The organism is Exiguobacterium sp. s141, from assembly GCF_018618085.1.
GTDB lineage: Bacteria > Bacillota > Bacilli > Exiguobacteriales > Exiguobacteriaceae > Exiguobacterium > Exiguobacterium mexicanum_A.
In genome coordinates this window covers 105,831-119,488 of sequence record NZ_JACSLJ010000005.1, presented here as the reverse complement: position 1 = coordinate 119,488, position 13,658 = coordinate 105,831, and the positions used below count along the sequence as shown (strand labels likewise).

Sequence of the window (13,658 nt, the reverse complement as noted above, 5' to 3'; positions counted from 1 at the left end):
GAGGATCACGCGATGTCGATGAAACGCGTATTATTCATATGTAGTGGGAACACATGCCGAAGCCCGATGGCGATGGCCCTGCTCCGCTCGAAAGTGACGGGGGACGAGTTCGATATTCGTTCAGCCGGGCTTCGGACGATGCAAGGGTTTGACGCATCAGAAAATGCACTCCAAGTGTTGCGTGAACGAGGAATTGAACTCGATCACGTGACCCAGACATTCGACGACGTCCTCGGACGTTGGGCGGACGTCATCTTGACGATGACACGGACGCATCGTGAACAGATTCGGGACACGTACCCGGATTTGGCCGACCGCACGTTCACGTTATACGAGTTCGTCACCGGACTCGAGCGCGACATCAATGACCCGTTCGGAGGGTCGATGAACGTCTACCGCCAAGTCCGAAACGAACTCGAACCACTCGTGAATCGACTTGTGCTAAAATTGACGAATGACGGGTCAAAGGTGACAAAACCACCGAGACGCCTACCAAAGAAGACGGGGGAATGAACGAATGAAAATCGCAATTGGCGCCGATCATGGCGGATTTAACTTGAAAAAAGACATCATCGGACTATTGGAAGAGCTTGGTCACGAGTATAAGGACTTCGGGACACACTCGGCCGAGTCAATCGATTATCCAGACGTGGCGATTCCGGTCGCTGAAGCCGTCGCGGCTGGTGAGTTCGACCGTGGCATCTTGATTTGCGGGACAGGGATCGGCATCGGGATTGCCGCCAACAAAGTGAAAGGCATTCGGGCGGCACTCGTACATGACTCGTTCAGCGCGAAAGCGACACGTCAACACAACGACTCGAACATCATGACGATGGGCGAGCGCGTCATCGGACCGGGTCTTGCACTCGATTTAGTGGCGACATGGCTCGATACAGATTTCGAGGGCGGACGTCACTCGAACCGTGTCGATAAGATGAGCGCTTACGAAACGAAGTGACGACGATGAAGGCGGAACTTTTGAACTTATTGACGGAGTTGCACGAACGGTTTCCGTTAGATGAGGACAAGATTCTCGTCATCGGTTGTTCGACGAGCGAGGTCGTCGGTAAGACGATTGGGAAAGCGGGCTCGATTGATGTGGCGTCGGACTTCATCGAAGCGTTTCTGACGTTTCGCGACAAGACCGGCGTCCATCTCGCCTTTCAAGGCTGTGAACATATTAATCGGGCGCTCACGGTCGAACGACGGACGCAGAAACAGTTCGGGTTGACAGAAGTGACGGTCGTCCCTGTGCGCGCAGCGGGCGGGGCGATGGCGGAGAAAGCGTACGAAAGCTTCGATACGCCTTGCGTCGTCGAATCGATTCAAGCGGATGCAGGGATCGATATCGGGTCGACGCTGATCGGTATGCATTTGAAGCCGGTCGCGATCCCGGTCCGGTTGTCGGCGAAGCAGCTCGGTGAGGCGTATGTCACGTTCGCCGTCACGCGGCCGAAACTGATTGGCGGCCCCCGGGCCCACTATCCAGCGAAATAAACGAAAGCCGGTCGCGAGGACCGGCTTTTTTTTGCGTTATAACTCTTCACTGAACAAGTAGGAAAGGACCATCGGGAACCGTTCACGCCAAGCGAGCTCGTTATGCACGCCTTCCTCGATGACCTCGAAACGGATATGGTCGACTTTGTCGCGGAGGAGCGCATAGACGCGTTCGCTCGACTCGAGATACATCTCGTTCGTCGGGCCGTCCGCTGACGGTTGTTCGACTTCTTTCCGACCGACGTCCATATATAGACGTTCGACACCGCTCAAATCACTCGACTCGATCAACTGTTCAAGCTCGGTCTGGTTGAACCAGAACGCCGATGATAACGAGGCGACGCGTTTGAAGATGTCGGGATAGACACATGCGGCGTAAATCGAGATCAAGCCGCCCATCGAACTACCCATCATCGCCGTCTCGTCCGGATTCGTCCGATAGTTCGCATCGATCATCGGTTTTAACTCTTGGGCGATGTATTCGATGTAGGCCGACCCTTGGCCGCCGAGCGTCACGTCTTGACCGAGCAAGCTCTCACCGATGTATGGGTTTTCCCACGGTCCGTATTCGTCGAGTCGCATCTCGCCGGGGGCACTGTCGATGCCGACGATAATCAAGTCGCGTTTCGAGGCGTCCACATACTCGCCGGCGCGCCAACTCATCTTATAGCTCGCGTCCTCGTCGGCGAACACGTTCTGGCCGTCATGCATATAGAGCACGGGATAACGTTTGTCCGTCGTGTCGTAATCCGCAGGTGTATAAATCCGAACCGTCCGCTCGCGTTCAAACGGGGTAATCGTGATCTGTTTTGTCTCAATCATAAACATCCTCCTCTGATCGTCTTCTTCATTATGATACCCAACTTGACCTCTGATTAGACGATACCCAAAAAAAGAAGCATATGTTACGATGGGGGTGTTGATTTTTAGACATTCAGAGGGGGTTTCAACATGGTAAACACGACGAAGTTGAAAGTACAGGATGCGGAATTGTTTGAAGCGATGCAACACGAGCTCGGTCGCCAACGCGAGAACATCGAACTCATTGCCTCGGAGAATTTTGTCTCAGAAGCAGTCATGGAAGCGCAAGGTGGCGTGCTCACGAACAAGTACGCGGAAGGTTATCCAGGCCGTCGCTACTACGGTGGTTGTGAGTTCGTCGACGTAGCCGAGAACTTGGCCCGCGACCGTGCGAAAGAGCTGTTCGGTGCAGAACATGCCAACGTGCAGCCGCATTCGGGTGCCCAAGCGAACATGGCCGTTTACTTTACAGTACTTGAAGCCGGTGACACGGTGCTCGGCATGAACTTGTCGCACGGTGGCCATTTGACGCACGGAAGTCCGGTCAACTTCTCAGGCGTTCAATACAATTTCGTCGAATACGGTGTGGACAAAGAGACAGAACACATCGATTATGACGTTGTCGCAGCCCTCGCGAAAGAACATAAACCAAAACTCATCGTCGCTGGTGCTTCGGCGTACCCGCGGACAATCGACTTCGCCAAGTTCCGTGAGATCGCCGATAGCGTCGATGCTTACCTCATGGTCGACATGGCGCATATCGCCGGTCTCGTCGCGGCCGGGCTTCATCCGAACCCGGTCGAGCACGCGCACTTCGTGACGACGACGACACACAAGACGCTCCGCGGTCCACGCGGCGGCATGATCCTCTGTAAAGAGGAGTTCGCCAAGGCGATCGACAAGTCGATCTTCCCAGGGATTCAAGGCGGTCCGCTCATGCACGTCATCGCTGCGAAGGCAGTGGCGTTCGGAGAAGCGCTTCAACCTGAGTTCAAAGATTATCAGGCACAAGTCATCAAGAACGCACAAGTGCTCGCGCAAGGATTAGAAGAAGAGGGACTCCGTATCGTATCGGGCGGCACGGATAACCACCTTCTCCTCGTCGACCTCCGTGGCATCGATATCACCGGGAAAGCGGCCGAGCATGCGCTCGACGCGGCCGGCATCACCGTCAACAAGAACACGATCCCATTCGATCCGGCCTCACCGTTCGTGACGAGCGGGATTCGTCTCGGGACGGCCGCGATGACGACGCGCGGATTGAAAGAAGACGATATGCGTGAAGTCGCTCGCTTGATTGGACGCGTCTTGACGAACCATGAAGATGAGGCGGTGCTCACCGAAGCGCACGAAGCCGTGCGCGCGTTGACGTCGAAGTTCCCGCTCTATCCTGAACGAGGCTGACGAATGGACGTACGGACACTCGCAGATCGGGAACTCGCGGAACTGCCGCTCATCGATATGACCGAATGGCTCGTCCGAAAAGGCGAGCACGACCCGACGTTTCGCCTCGTCGCGAACGAGTTCGAGGTCGTGACGACGCTGCTCGATCATGACTATTATATCGAGGCAAGTGAACGGATTGTACCGCTTCTCGGGATGAAAGTGCCGGCGGCGTTTCATCGGCTCGGGCTCGCGCTCGAAGTGAAGGCGAACGGAAAGAAGGCGGCCAAGCGCCGCTTTCGTTCGTTCTCGCCGGCCGTCATCGGTCATGCGGACTTGTCAGATTGGAAGAATGCGTTCAAGTGGGACAAGACATGGCTCGGCCTGCCGCTCGTCGTCGGGCTCGGGCTGGTCGCGCTCGCCTTTTGGCCGGACCCGGCGCCACCCCCAGTGACGCCGTCCGCTTCCGACGAGCGGGTCGTGACGGTGACGGAAGAGGAGGCACTCGCGAAACGGTTAGAAGAACTCGAGAAAGAAGTCGCCCGGCTTGAAGAAGCGAACGAGGCGCTCCAAACCGAGGATGAGACGACCGAGTCGCCTGAGGCACCGGCCGTCATCTCGCTCGCTAAAGTCGAGACACTCGTCTCGGACAAACGATACGAGGAAGCCGATGCGCTCCTCGTCGGCAAGGCGAAAGCCGGTCAAGAACAGGCGGTCGGATTTTATCGCTTGCTCGTCGACAACAAGCTCGGTGAAGCGGAGATCCAAGACTATGCCGCTTACGTCGAGACGTACCCAGAATCGGGATATAAAGCGGACGTCTTATGGATGAAAGGCATCGCCGAGAAGAAGGCCGGGGACGACACGTACCGGACGACGCTCGCCGAGGTCGCCGCCATGGATGGAACGTATTGGGCGCCGATCGCCAAGTCGGTGCTTGAAGAAGATTGAGGTCGCAGCGTGCTGTGGCCTCTTTTTCTCATCAAATTCTAATCTGTTTCACCGCTCTTTCTCAGCTCGCTCCCGTACAGTAAAGAAAGAAAATAGACAAGGGAGAGGGACATATGCGCTCAACTAGCAGAGGTAAGATTGGAAGAATGGTTCGAGGAGTGGCCGTCGGTGCGCTCGCATTGACACTCATGGCGACAGGGGTCGCCGGGTTCTTATTATTCACCTTGACCGGTAACGCTTGGCTCGACCAAATCGCTCAAGTCGGGACTGATTTGGCGTTTCAGGCGGAAGGGATTGAAACGACGTTTGACCGGATGGGCGATTCACTCGAATTGCGCATCGAACAAGCGATTCCAGAAGCAGTTCGTCCGTTTTTTGACTGAGGAATCCGGGAACACTTAGAATGATGCGTCGGGCGGACTGCTCGGCGTTTTTTTAAGAAAGGATGAATGGAATGCCTACGATTCTCGTCGTTGAAGACGATGCTAAAATTGCCAGATTACTCGAACTTGAACTCATGCATGCCGGTTATCAAGTCGAGGTCGCTCATGACGGGCGGGCCGGGCTCGACCGGGCACTCACTGGTGGGATTGACCTCATGTTGCTCGATGTCATGCTGCCGCAGATGAGCGGACTTGAAGTCGTTCGCCGCGTCAAAGAAGAGCAGCCGCTTCTCCCGGTATTGATGGTGACGGCACGTGGGGACCGTTACGATAAAGTGAGCGGGCTCGACCTCGGGGCCGATGATTACATCACGAAACCGTTCGAGATGGAAGAGTTGCTCGCACGGATCCGGGCGTTCTTACGGATGCGGCAACACGTCCAAGTCGATACGAGTGAACGGGTCTTATCTTATGAAGGGCTGACCGTCGACGTCAATCGTCACGAAGTAATCTGCGAGGGGCAAAAAGTCGACCTGACCCGGAGAGAGTTCGATTTGCTCGTCTATCTGCTCGAACATTCGGAACGCGTGCTCACGCGCGACCAACTCGTCGAACACGTCTGGGGCTTTGACTATTACGGGGACACGAACGTCGTCGATGTGTACGTCCGCTATGTCCGCAAGAAACTCGGGGGCTCTTGGATTCAGACGGTCCGAGGCGTCGGCTATATGCTGAAGCGTGGTGAATAAAATGAAGCTACGGACGAAAATCGCTTTGGCGATGGCGGGGTTCATGTTGTTCCTCCTGATCACCTCGTTCGGTGTCGCCTGGCTCGTCTCGCGTCAACAGATCGTCGACGCCCGCTATGACGTCTTGCGCCAGGCACTCAGCTTGCTCGAGGAGGACGAGCGGAATCGCCAGGCCGTCTTGTCGTTACACGAGGACAGTGTCGTGCTCGAACGGCAAGCGAACGGTGACTGGGGCATCATCGGCGGAGAGGCCGAGGAAGGATTGCGGTTTCCCGTCGATTTCGGCGAGCCGGCCCTCATCGACGACTGGTTCGTCATCGCGACGTCGAATGGGCTCGGCTACGCGTTTCAAGACGCGGCGGTGAGTGAGACGCTGCGGACGCTCGCGACCATTTTTCTCATCATCTTTTTGATCGCCGTGGCGATGACGTTCATCGGCAGCCTGTGGATCGTGCGCCAGGGACTCGACCCGCTCCGCCGGCTCGAGACGACGATGGAACGGATCACGGAATCGGGAACCCTTGAGACCATCGATGTCGGGACGAGCCAAGACGAAGTGTCGACACTTGCGACTGGCTTCAATCAAATGATTGGCCGGGTCGAAGGATCGATGGAGCAACAACGGCGTTTCGTCGCCGATGTTTCACATGAACTGAAGACGCCGCTCACGGTCATCGAAGGGTACGCCAAACTGCTCCGGCGCTGGGGACAAAGCGACCCGGCCGTCCGTGACGAGGCGATCGACCATATTTTGACCGAATCCCGGCAAATGCGCGAAGACTTGATTGAACCGATGCTTGAACTGAGCCGCTTCTCCTCACTTGAAGAAATCGAGGCTGAAGCGATTGAATTAGCCGAGCTCGCCGACCAATTGACCGAGCGGTTCGAGCGTTCGCATGGCGTCCGGGTTCCAATCGAGGCGACAGGAACGTGGTACGGGCACCGTGATTCGCTGCAACGGCTCGTCGTCATCTTCATCGACAACAGCTTGAAGTACGCGACTGACACGCACGTGACGATGACACCGAATCGAATTGAAGTGCGTGACCATGGGACGACGCTGAGCGATGACGCCAGGGCGCGTCTGTTCGACCGCTTTTATCGACTCGATGAGGCGCGGGACCGGAGCGGCAGCGGACTAGGGCTCGCCATCGCCAAGGAAGTGGCCGACATGAACGGTTGGTCGATCGGCAGTTATGCGAACGCGCCGGACGGCAGTATTTTCTTCGTCGCAAAATGACAAACCTTTCGCAGATTCTCATCGTTTTCTAATGGAATCCTCGTGGTGCTCTAAGGTCACCGTTCTATGATGAAGATGTAGAACAAGTTCACCACATGAAACGAGGAGGAAACATCATGAAACTAATCGGATGGATTTTAGGCGTCGGCTTGGCGGTCCTCGCCGTCGCAGGAATCGGGTTGTATGTTGCGAACGACAACACGGACACGGTCATCGTCCCACGGTCGGTCGACAGTGTGAACAGTGGGACGGATGATGCCGCAGATGACGCACAGGACGGTGCGAACAAGGAAGCGGCCGCGTCGACAGAAGGATCAGCATCGAGTGATACACCGGTCCGCTCGGTCGATGACGATGATTATAAATTGTATGGTACCCTCGTCAGCCTATCAGACCGTGACGTGACGATCAGTTTCAGCGGAAAGGAAGCGACGTATCCGCTCGCGGCCCGTCACGAGATTGACGATGATACGCCGAAAGCCGGAGACCGTGTCAAACTCGAGTTCAATCAAAACGAGGAAGTGAAGGAAGTCGACCGCGAGAGTGACGACTTTGACATCTACGGCACGTTCGTCAGCTTGTCGGACCGTGACGTGACCATCGAGCGTGACGGCAAGTCCGAGACGTTCAAACTCGCGAGCCGCTACGAGCTTGACGATGAGGCGCCAAAAGCCGGTGACCGCGTCAAACTCGAGTTGAACCTTCAACAGCAAGTGAAAGAGATTGAACGTGACGATGACCGGGATGACCAAGACGATCAAGATGATCAAAACGACAATCAAAATGATGACGACCAAGATGACGATCGGGACGATAATCAAGACGACGACCGAGATGACGACTAAAAAAGTGCCACGCAAGTGGCATTTTTTGTTTGTTCTTCTAACTATATAAGTAATTATTATTGTATGATAAAGTGAAAAAGAAAATTTTAGGTGATAGTACCCAAATAAATGTGAAAGGAGGGGGCGGAATGAAACACGTCTTATGGATGATGATCGGTGCCATCATCTTTTTAAGCGGATGTGGCGCAAACGAGACGAACGCGCTCAACTTGCGGTCATTGTCGACGTATGCGATTCACCAAGACCGAGACATCCCGTTGACGTCTGCGCTGAAGTCGCGATTATTAAACTACTGTGAGCAAAAACCGACGGACGTGTTGCCGATGCGGCGGGCTGAAGTGGCCTCCATTACATTCCGTCATCCTTTCTACGACGAATTAGGCAGCAAGACCGTCAAATATTGGCGGAGCGGGGACGAGCGTTACGTCTCTTGTTTGAAGAGCAACGAACAAAATGAGCGCGTCTTCCGTACCGATGCCATTGAGGCGTTCGAGTCCGCAGCGGGGTCAGAACCGAGGGAGGTCGATGTCGGCAACACGCTATCGTTCATTCCTGAGTCTGACGTCACGACCGTGGCGCGCGCCTTCGCGGTCAACGAGACGCATGAGACCATTGTTCCCGGTTCGGTCTTCCGGTATCACACACCGGACCGAGGCGCGCTTCATGTCACCTATCACGTCTATCAAGACGGTGCCGAGACGGGACAGTTGATTGAGCCGGGACTGTTCGTCTTCGAGAGCGGTAAGAATGAAGGCGTGGCGTTCTTGACCCAGTTGGCCGATCAACGGATTACGCTCCAAATGGGTACAGAACAGGCGTGGGACCGAACCGTGTTACCTAGTTCGCTTTCGGGTGAGTACGTGCAAATCGACTCGATGGAAGCCGTCTTTAATTTAGATGGCGAAGGACGGCGGCTCTTGAAGCGAATCGTGCTCGCAGATGAGCCGATCGAAGACGTCTCGGATCAGGACTCTGCCGTCTTATCGACTCGTTATGATACCGTGATTGAGGTATGGGGGGCCGTCCAACGGCCGGGCGCCGGTGAATTGACGATCAAATCGGAGCAAAAAGATGCGATGCGTTTGGCGACATACGAGACGGAGACGAAAATCGCCCATCTTGGTGGACCGAGTACGAGCGAGCTATTTGAATTGTTGTCCCATGTAAAGCCGAGTAGTGGACAGCCGACCGGGGAACGATGCGGGACGCTCGCGCTCTATGAGCAGTTGACCGAACAACGGTTTGACGTCTGGATGGAGGAAGGGCAAGACACCCTTCAATTGATGGACGTCGAGACGGAACGAGTCTATTTGATTGATCGTCTAGAATTAGAGTCAACGCTAAATACTTACATATGATCGAATAACTTATCGTTTTACCCGTTTCATGACACTTTCATGTCGTGAAGCGGTTTTTTGTTATCAAATTGACACTATGTTTTCGTGAAAAACTATCCTATAATTTTTTTTGCGAAGGTTCAACATTACATACACGAATCCGATACATCCATAAAACGCACAGCACTAACCTTCTCGTCATTTGAATATAAGAAAAGGGGGAGCCACGAGACACAACTCCATTCAACCATCATCGTCCGTCACCACGTTTTGTCAGTCATCAGGAGAGGAATAGGTAGTGAAATTGAAAAAGTTAATTATGTCTCTAATGGTAGTGTTGTTAATTGTTAGTCTGAACATGTCCAAAACGGGGGCACAAACCATGAACCCACTCGACGGCGTGAAGAACTATCAAGTGTATTATGGTCATCCAACGGCAGCGATTTTGAAAGATATGCAAAACTATGACCTCGTCATCATTGAGCCGCTCCATTACACGAAAGCGCAAGTGGAGCAAATCAAAGCACGCGGGACAAAAGTACTCGGATATATTAGCGTTATGGAAGTCGCGACATGGAACACAGGTCTCATGTCAAAACTTCAGTCAGGTGACTTCTTTACGCGTAACGGACAACGTGTCCATTACTCGGAATGGGATTCGTACTTGACGAACATCGCCTCACCGCACTTCCAAGGGTTGCTCCTCACGGAAATCCAGAACCAAGTCGTCGCCAAAGGCATCGATGGCGTGTTCATGGATACGGTCGGTGATATCGATAACGAACATTTGAACAATCCGACCGTGCTCAAGCAGCAACGGGACGGACTCGTCAACTTCTTGAAACAAGCTCGGGCGCGCTATGGTGATATCGCCATGGTTCAAAACTGGGGCTTCGACACGTTAGAAACGTCAACGGCACCTTACGTTGACGGCATCATGTGGGAGAGTTTCAACGCCGACACGATCAAGAGCGACGCTTGGTCACAAAACATGATTAAGAAATTACAAGCAGTCGACGCGAAGCATTCGGTCAAGACGCTCACGATTTCGACACGTCTTAGCGCGGACAGCCACAAGCTCGCCAAAGATTCTGGGTTCATCCATTTCCACGAAGCGGATGCTTACGTGAACTGGAACGCGGGACTTGTGACACGTACGAAAGACACGGCGCCGACACCAGCGCCAGTCGCGGTAGCACCGGCGACAAAGCCAGCTGAAACGACTACGACGAAACCAGCTGAAACGACAACGACGAAGCCAGCTGAAACGACTACGACGAAACCGGCTACAACGACAACGACGAAGCCAGCTGAAACGACTACGACGAAACCGGCTACAACGACGACGACAAAGCCAGCCGAAACGACTACAACAAAGCCGGCTACAACAACAACGAAGCCAGCTGAAACGACTACGACAAAGCCGGCTACAACGGCAACAACGAAGCCAGCCGCGACCAAACCTGCGACAGAAACGGCAACAACGCCAGTCGCTAAGCCAACGACAACGACGAAACCGGCTCCGTCGACGAATGACCAGACTGCGTCAAAAGAGAAGTCGACACAAAAGACAAAAGCTGAGTTGAAACAAGAGAAGAAAGACAAGAAGAAGGCAAAAAAACTTGCAATGAAGCATGCTAAAAAACATGCCGCCAAGCATGAAACGTCAAAACACCATCAGGCCGCCAAAGGCAAGATGTGTGGAAAAGTGAAACACAAGACGGCCGGTTTTCTGAATTTCTTCAAATTCTGATCGACGTGTCATCTGAAGCCCGAGGGATCGATTCCGTTCCTTCGGGTTTCGTCTGACCTCTTAGAAAACAGAAGTTGACCCTACCTTTCTCAGAAAAGTTAGGGTACAATGCTCAAGAGAGATTGAGAGAGGAGTGAAGCATGATGGGCAAAGTACACGTTTATGACCACCCATTGATTCAGCACAAGATGACGATTATGCGCAAAGTAGAGACGGGGACAAAGCAGTTCCGTGAACTCGTAGACGAGGTCTCGTCACTCATGGCATACGAAATTACACGCGACCTTCCGCTTACTGATGTAGAAATCGAGACACCGGTCTCTGTATCGACACAGAAGATGATCGCCGGCAAGAAATTGGGAATCGTCCCAATTTTACGGGCAGGCCTCGGCATGGTGGATGGCTTCCTCAAAATGATGCCGAACGTCAAAGTCGGTCACATCGGTCTATACCGTGACCCGGAGACGCTCGAGCCGCACGAATACTATCTCAAGTTGCCGACGGACGTCACAGAGCGTGACTTCATCGTCGTCGACCCGATGCTCGCAACTGGTGGTTCGGCCGCTGATGCGATTGCCGCGCTTAAAAAGCACGGTGCCAAGTCGATCAAGCTCGCTTGCCTCTGCGCAGCCCCTGAAGGTGTGGAACGTGTTCAAGCTGAACACCCAGACGTCGAAATCTATCTCGCCGCACTTGACGAGAAGTTGAACGACCATGGTTACATCGTCCCAGGACTCGGTGACGCGGGTGACCGTTTGTTCGGAACAAAATAAGCACGAACCCGTACAGAGAGGATCCGAGTGATCCTCTTTTTTTTTGTGGAATGTGCCGCGATCGATTCAAAATAGTTGAGGTGAAGCGAGTCACGACCGATAGTAGAAAAGGAAGGGACCGTATGGCGGTCCGATCATGAAAAAGAGAAGAGACGCCGTGAAGACTAAATTCTCACTACTACAAAGATATTTGCTCATTTCTTTGATGGCGAGTTTTTGACGAGCATCTGGAGCTATAGCGCGTTTCAAGATATCGAACGAGAGAACCGTCGTATCGTCGAAGAGGCGATCCCGATTGCGAACGCCGCCTCAGAGCTGCTCCGGCTGTTGCTCGATCAAGAGCTGTCGGTCCGAGGCTATACATATAATCAAGACACCCTGTCACTCGAACAGTATGAAGCGACGAAGCGCTCGTTGTCGGAGACGATTCACGTCATCCGACAGATGGAGGCGTTCCACGAATCTCAAATTGAACTCATCAAAGCGGGGGATGTTCTGACAGCGAACGCGCGTCGCTATAGTGGAACCGACTATATCAACCAGTTCCGGGACGTCGATGCGGCGATTCGTGAGGATATCGACAACATTATTCAACAGGCGTCAATCCGGAGTGATAACGCCTCGAGCTCGGCGAAGTGGGTGATCGTGATCGTCGTCGGGCTGAGGCGGGCCAGGGCGGATAAGGCGATGCGCCGCGCATAGCGCAACGTCTCGGCGTGCGCTTCGTCCCGGGCCACTTCGACCGACAAGGCCCCTTCCTCGAGACAAACGGCGTGCATCGCTTCGATATCGCGCCGGACGACGTCACGTGGCCCGTCCTGTTCTAATAGAAGGAGAGCACCGACGTCTGTCGGCAGTCCGATGTTCGCATACGCCTCGACGACCTCGATCGTCTTCTTGTCCATGAACTCGAGTGTCGCCGGGATGATGCGGTTCTCGATGATGCGGCTCACCGTCCGGGCCGCGCTGTCCAAGTCCTCGAAATAGGCGAGCATCGTCTGTTTCGTCTCGGGGAGCGGGATGAGCTTGAGCGTCGCTTGCGTGATGACGGCGAGCGTCCCTTCCGAGCCGACGAGGACACGGGTCAAATCATAACCGGCGACGTCTTTCGCGAGCTTCCCGCCCGTACGGAGCACTTCGCCGTTCGGGAGTACCGCCTCGAGGGCAAGCACATAATCGGCCGTGACCCCGTATTTCAGCCCACGCAAGCCGCCGGAGTTCTCACTGATGTTGCCGCCAATCGTCGAGATTTTCATCGAACTCGGGTCCGGCGGATAAAACAGGCCTCTCGCCTCGACGGCTTGTGCCAAATGGGCGGTGATGCAGCCCGGTTCGACCGTCACCGTCAAATTCTTCTCGTCGATCTCGACAATCTTGTCCATATGACGGAAGTCCATGACGACACCACCTGAAAGCGGCGTCGTGCCGCCGGCAAGGTTCGTCGCCGACCCACGGGGGACGACTGGGATGCGGTATGTATGGCACAGCCGTAGTACAGTCTGTACATGTGAGCGGGGGGCGACGATGGCGTCGGGCATCGCTTGATAGTTAGGTGTCGCGTCAAACGAATAGGCGAGTCGGGTCGTCGGGTCCGTGAAGACGACGTCGGCACCGATTTCCTCACGTAATTGATTCATCCAGTCCATGGTAGTTCCTCCTCACACGCATCAAAATTTTCATGATGCGGGCGTCGGTTTCGAAAGTCACAAAATCGACACATTTTTAGATAGCGCTTACATCGTAATCGTAGCCATTCAAACTGGTATTGTCCACCCATTTCGGCTTGATGGGAAGGGATTTCCAGACGTGTGGACGACAAAAATCGCCCTGTGAGATTCATCACTACAAATTCGTCAGAACCCCTCGACATGACAAAAAGATAATCGGTATACTGATACAGGAAGATGAAAACGATTTCAAAATTGGGTCAACGTCCGTTTCAAAAC

The 13,658-nt window shown here is 54.1% G+C and carries 14 protein-coding genes and 1 pseudogene; 13 read left to right on the top strand and 2 right to left on the bottom strand.

Annotated elements, in window-relative coordinates; translation table 11 throughout:
• The first annotated feature begins 12 nt into the window (after window positions 1-12).
• The 3 genes from KNP74_RS11630 to KNP74_RS11620 are packed head-to-tail and all read left to right on the top strand — an operon-like array spanning window position 13 to window position 1,497.
• The gene (locus tag KNP74_RS11630; RefSeq protein WP_214764362.1) at window positions 13-513 is read left to right on the top strand and encodes a low molecular weight protein arginine phosphatase; all 501 of its coding nucleotides are present in this window, start codon (window positions 13-15) and stop codon (window positions 511-513) included.
• Window positions 514-517: 4 nt separating this feature from the next.
• Entirely contained in the window at window positions 518-958 is a 441-nt protein-coding gene (gene rpiB, locus KNP74_RS11625) for a ribose 5-phosphate isomerase B (RefSeq protein ID WP_021066115.1), read from the top strand.
• A complete protein-coding gene (locus KNP74_RS11620; RefSeq protein WP_152567762.1) occupies window positions 955-1,497 on the top strand; it encodes a TIGR01440 family protein in 543 nt (180 codons plus the stop codon). The genes rpiB and KNP74_RS11620 overlap by 4 nt, the downstream gene beginning before the upstream one ends.
• 36 nt (window positions 1,498-1,533) lie before the next feature.
• Here KNP74_RS11620 and KNP74_RS11615 read toward each other — a convergent pair whose 3' ends face one another.
• Window positions 1,534-2,319 (bottom strand): alpha/beta hydrolase, encoded by a 786-nt coding sequence (locus KNP74_RS11615; protein WP_214708450.1) that lies wholly within the window; start codon window positions 2,317-2,319, stop codon window positions 1,534-1,536.
• 129 nt (window positions 2,320-2,448) lie between these two features.
• On the opposite strand from KNP74_RS11615, the gene glyA reads away from it, so the two are divergent.
• The 10 genes from glyA (at window position 2,449) to KNP74_RS11565 (ending at window position 12,414) form a co-directional block, all read left to right on the top strand.
• Entirely contained in the window at window positions 2,449-3,702 is a 1,254-nt protein-coding gene (gene glyA, locus KNP74_RS11610) for a serine hydroxymethyltransferase (protein WP_034779234.1), read from the top strand.
• Window positions 3,703-3,705: 3 nt separating this feature from the next.
• Window positions 3,706-4,632 (top strand): hypothetical protein, encoded by a 927-nt coding sequence (locus tag KNP74_RS11605; RefSeq protein ID WP_214764360.1) that lies wholly within the window; start codon window positions 3,706-3,708, stop codon window positions 4,630-4,632.
• 146 nt (window positions 4,633-4,778) lie between these two features.
• Window positions 4,779-5,015 carry a hypothetical protein gene (locus KNP74_RS11600; RefSeq protein WP_214764359.1) on the top strand — a complete coding sequence of 79 codons (237 nt, stop codon included), beginning with the start codon at window positions 4,779-4,781 and terminating at the stop codon, window positions 5,013-5,015.
• A 71-nt stretch (window positions 5,016-5,086) separates the two neighbouring features.
• On the top strand, window positions 5,087-5,764 hold the full coding sequence (locus tag KNP74_RS11595) for a response regulator transcription factor (protein ID WP_138858777.1): 678 nt from the start codon (window positions 5,087-5,089) through the stop codon (window positions 5,762-5,764).
• A 1-nt stretch (window position 5,765) separates the two neighbouring features.
• Window positions 5,766-7,004 (top strand): sensor histidine kinase, encoded by a 1,239-nt coding sequence (locus KNP74_RS11590; RefSeq protein ID WP_214764397.1) that lies wholly within the window; start codon window positions 5,766-5,768, stop codon window positions 7,002-7,004.
• Window positions 7,005-7,120: 116 nt separating this feature from the next.
• Window positions 7,121-7,849, top strand: a complete 729-nt coding sequence (locus KNP74_RS11585; protein ID WP_251129663.1) for a hypothetical protein — start codon at window positions 7,121-7,123, stop codon at window positions 7,847-7,849.
• 128 nt (window positions 7,850-7,977) lie between these two features.
• Complete coding sequence (locus KNP74_RS11580) at window positions 7,978-9,207, top strand: hypothetical protein (protein WP_214764358.1); 1,230 nt, start codon at window positions 7,978-7,980, stop codon at window positions 9,205-9,207.
• Between the two features lie 361 nt (window positions 9,208-9,568).
• Complete coding sequence (locus tag KNP74_RS11575; RefSeq protein WP_214764357.1) at window positions 9,569-10,939, top strand: glycoside hydrolase family 191 protein; 1,371 nt, start codon at window positions 9,569-9,571, stop codon at window positions 10,937-10,939.
• Between the two features lie 143 nt (window positions 10,940-11,082).
• On the top strand, window positions 11,083-11,712 hold the full coding sequence (upp, locus tag KNP74_RS11570) for a uracil phosphoribosyltransferase (RefSeq protein ID WP_021066126.1): 630 nt from the start codon (window positions 11,083-11,085) through the stop codon (window positions 11,710-11,712).
• Between the two features lie 216 nt (window positions 11,713-11,928).
• Window positions 11,929-12,414, top strand: coding sequence for a CHASE3 domain-containing protein (locus KNP74_RS11565; RefSeq protein ID WP_214764356.1), 486 nt, complete (start codon window positions 11,929-11,931; stop codon window positions 12,412-12,414).
• Here KNP74_RS11565 and KNP74_RS11560 read toward each other — a convergent pair.
• Window positions 12,360-13,349, bottom strand: a pseudogene (locus KNP74_RS11560) (FAD-binding oxidoreductase); the annotation flags it as partial. The gene KNP74_RS11565 and the pseudogene KNP74_RS11560 overlap by 55 nt on opposite strands.
• Window positions 13,350-13,658 lie beyond the last annotated feature (309 nt).

What these genes read in the sequence shown, in the direction of transcription:
- glyA (WP_034779234.1), top strand. Translation starts at nt 2,449, where the DNA reads ATGGTAAACACGACGAAGTTGAAAGTACAGGATGCGGAATTGTTTGAA.
- KNP74_RS11630 (WP_214764362.1), top strand. Translation starts at nt 13, where the DNA reads ATGTCGATGAAACGCGTATTATTCATATGTAGTGGGAACACATGCCGA.
- KNP74_RS11605 (WP_214764360.1), top strand. Translation starts at nt 3,706, where the DNA reads ATGGACGTACGGACACTCGCAGATCGGGAACTCGCGGAACTGCCGCTC.
- KNP74_RS11595 (WP_138858777.1), top strand. Translation starts at nt 5,087, where the DNA reads ATGCCTACGATTCTCGTCGTTGAAGACGATGCTAAAATTGCCAGATTA.
- KNP74_RS11575 (WP_214764357.1), top strand. Translation starts at nt 9,569, where the DNA reads ATGAACCCACTCGACGGCGTGAAGAACTATCAAGTGTATTATGGTCAT.
- KNP74_RS11585 (WP_251129663.1), top strand. Translation starts at nt 7,121, where the DNA reads ATGAAACTAATCGGATGGATTTTAGGCGTCGGCTTGGCGGTCCTCGCC.
- KNP74_RS11615 (WP_214708450.1), bottom strand. Translation starts at nt 2,319, where the DNA reads ATGATTGAGACAAAACAGATCACGATTACCCCGTTTGAACGCGAGCGG.
- upp (WP_021066126.1), top strand. Translation starts at nt 11,083, where the DNA reads ATGGGCAAAGTACACGTTTATGACCACCCATTGATTCAGCACAAGATG.
- KNP74_RS11600 (WP_214764359.1), top strand. Translation starts at nt 4,779, where the DNA reads ATGGTTCGAGGAGTGGCCGTCGGTGCGCTCGCATTGACACTCATGGCG.
- rpiB (WP_021066115.1), top strand. Translation starts at nt 518, where the DNA reads ATGAAAATCGCAATTGGCGCCGATCATGGCGGATTTAACTTGAAAAAA.
- KNP74_RS11590 (WP_214764397.1), top strand. Translation starts at nt 5,766, where the DNA reads ATGAAGCTACGGACGAAAATCGCTTTGGCGATGGCGGGGTTCATGTTG.
- KNP74_RS11580 (WP_214764358.1), top strand. Translation starts at nt 7,978, where the DNA reads ATGAAACACGTCTTATGGATGATGATCGGTGCCATCATCTTTTTAAGC.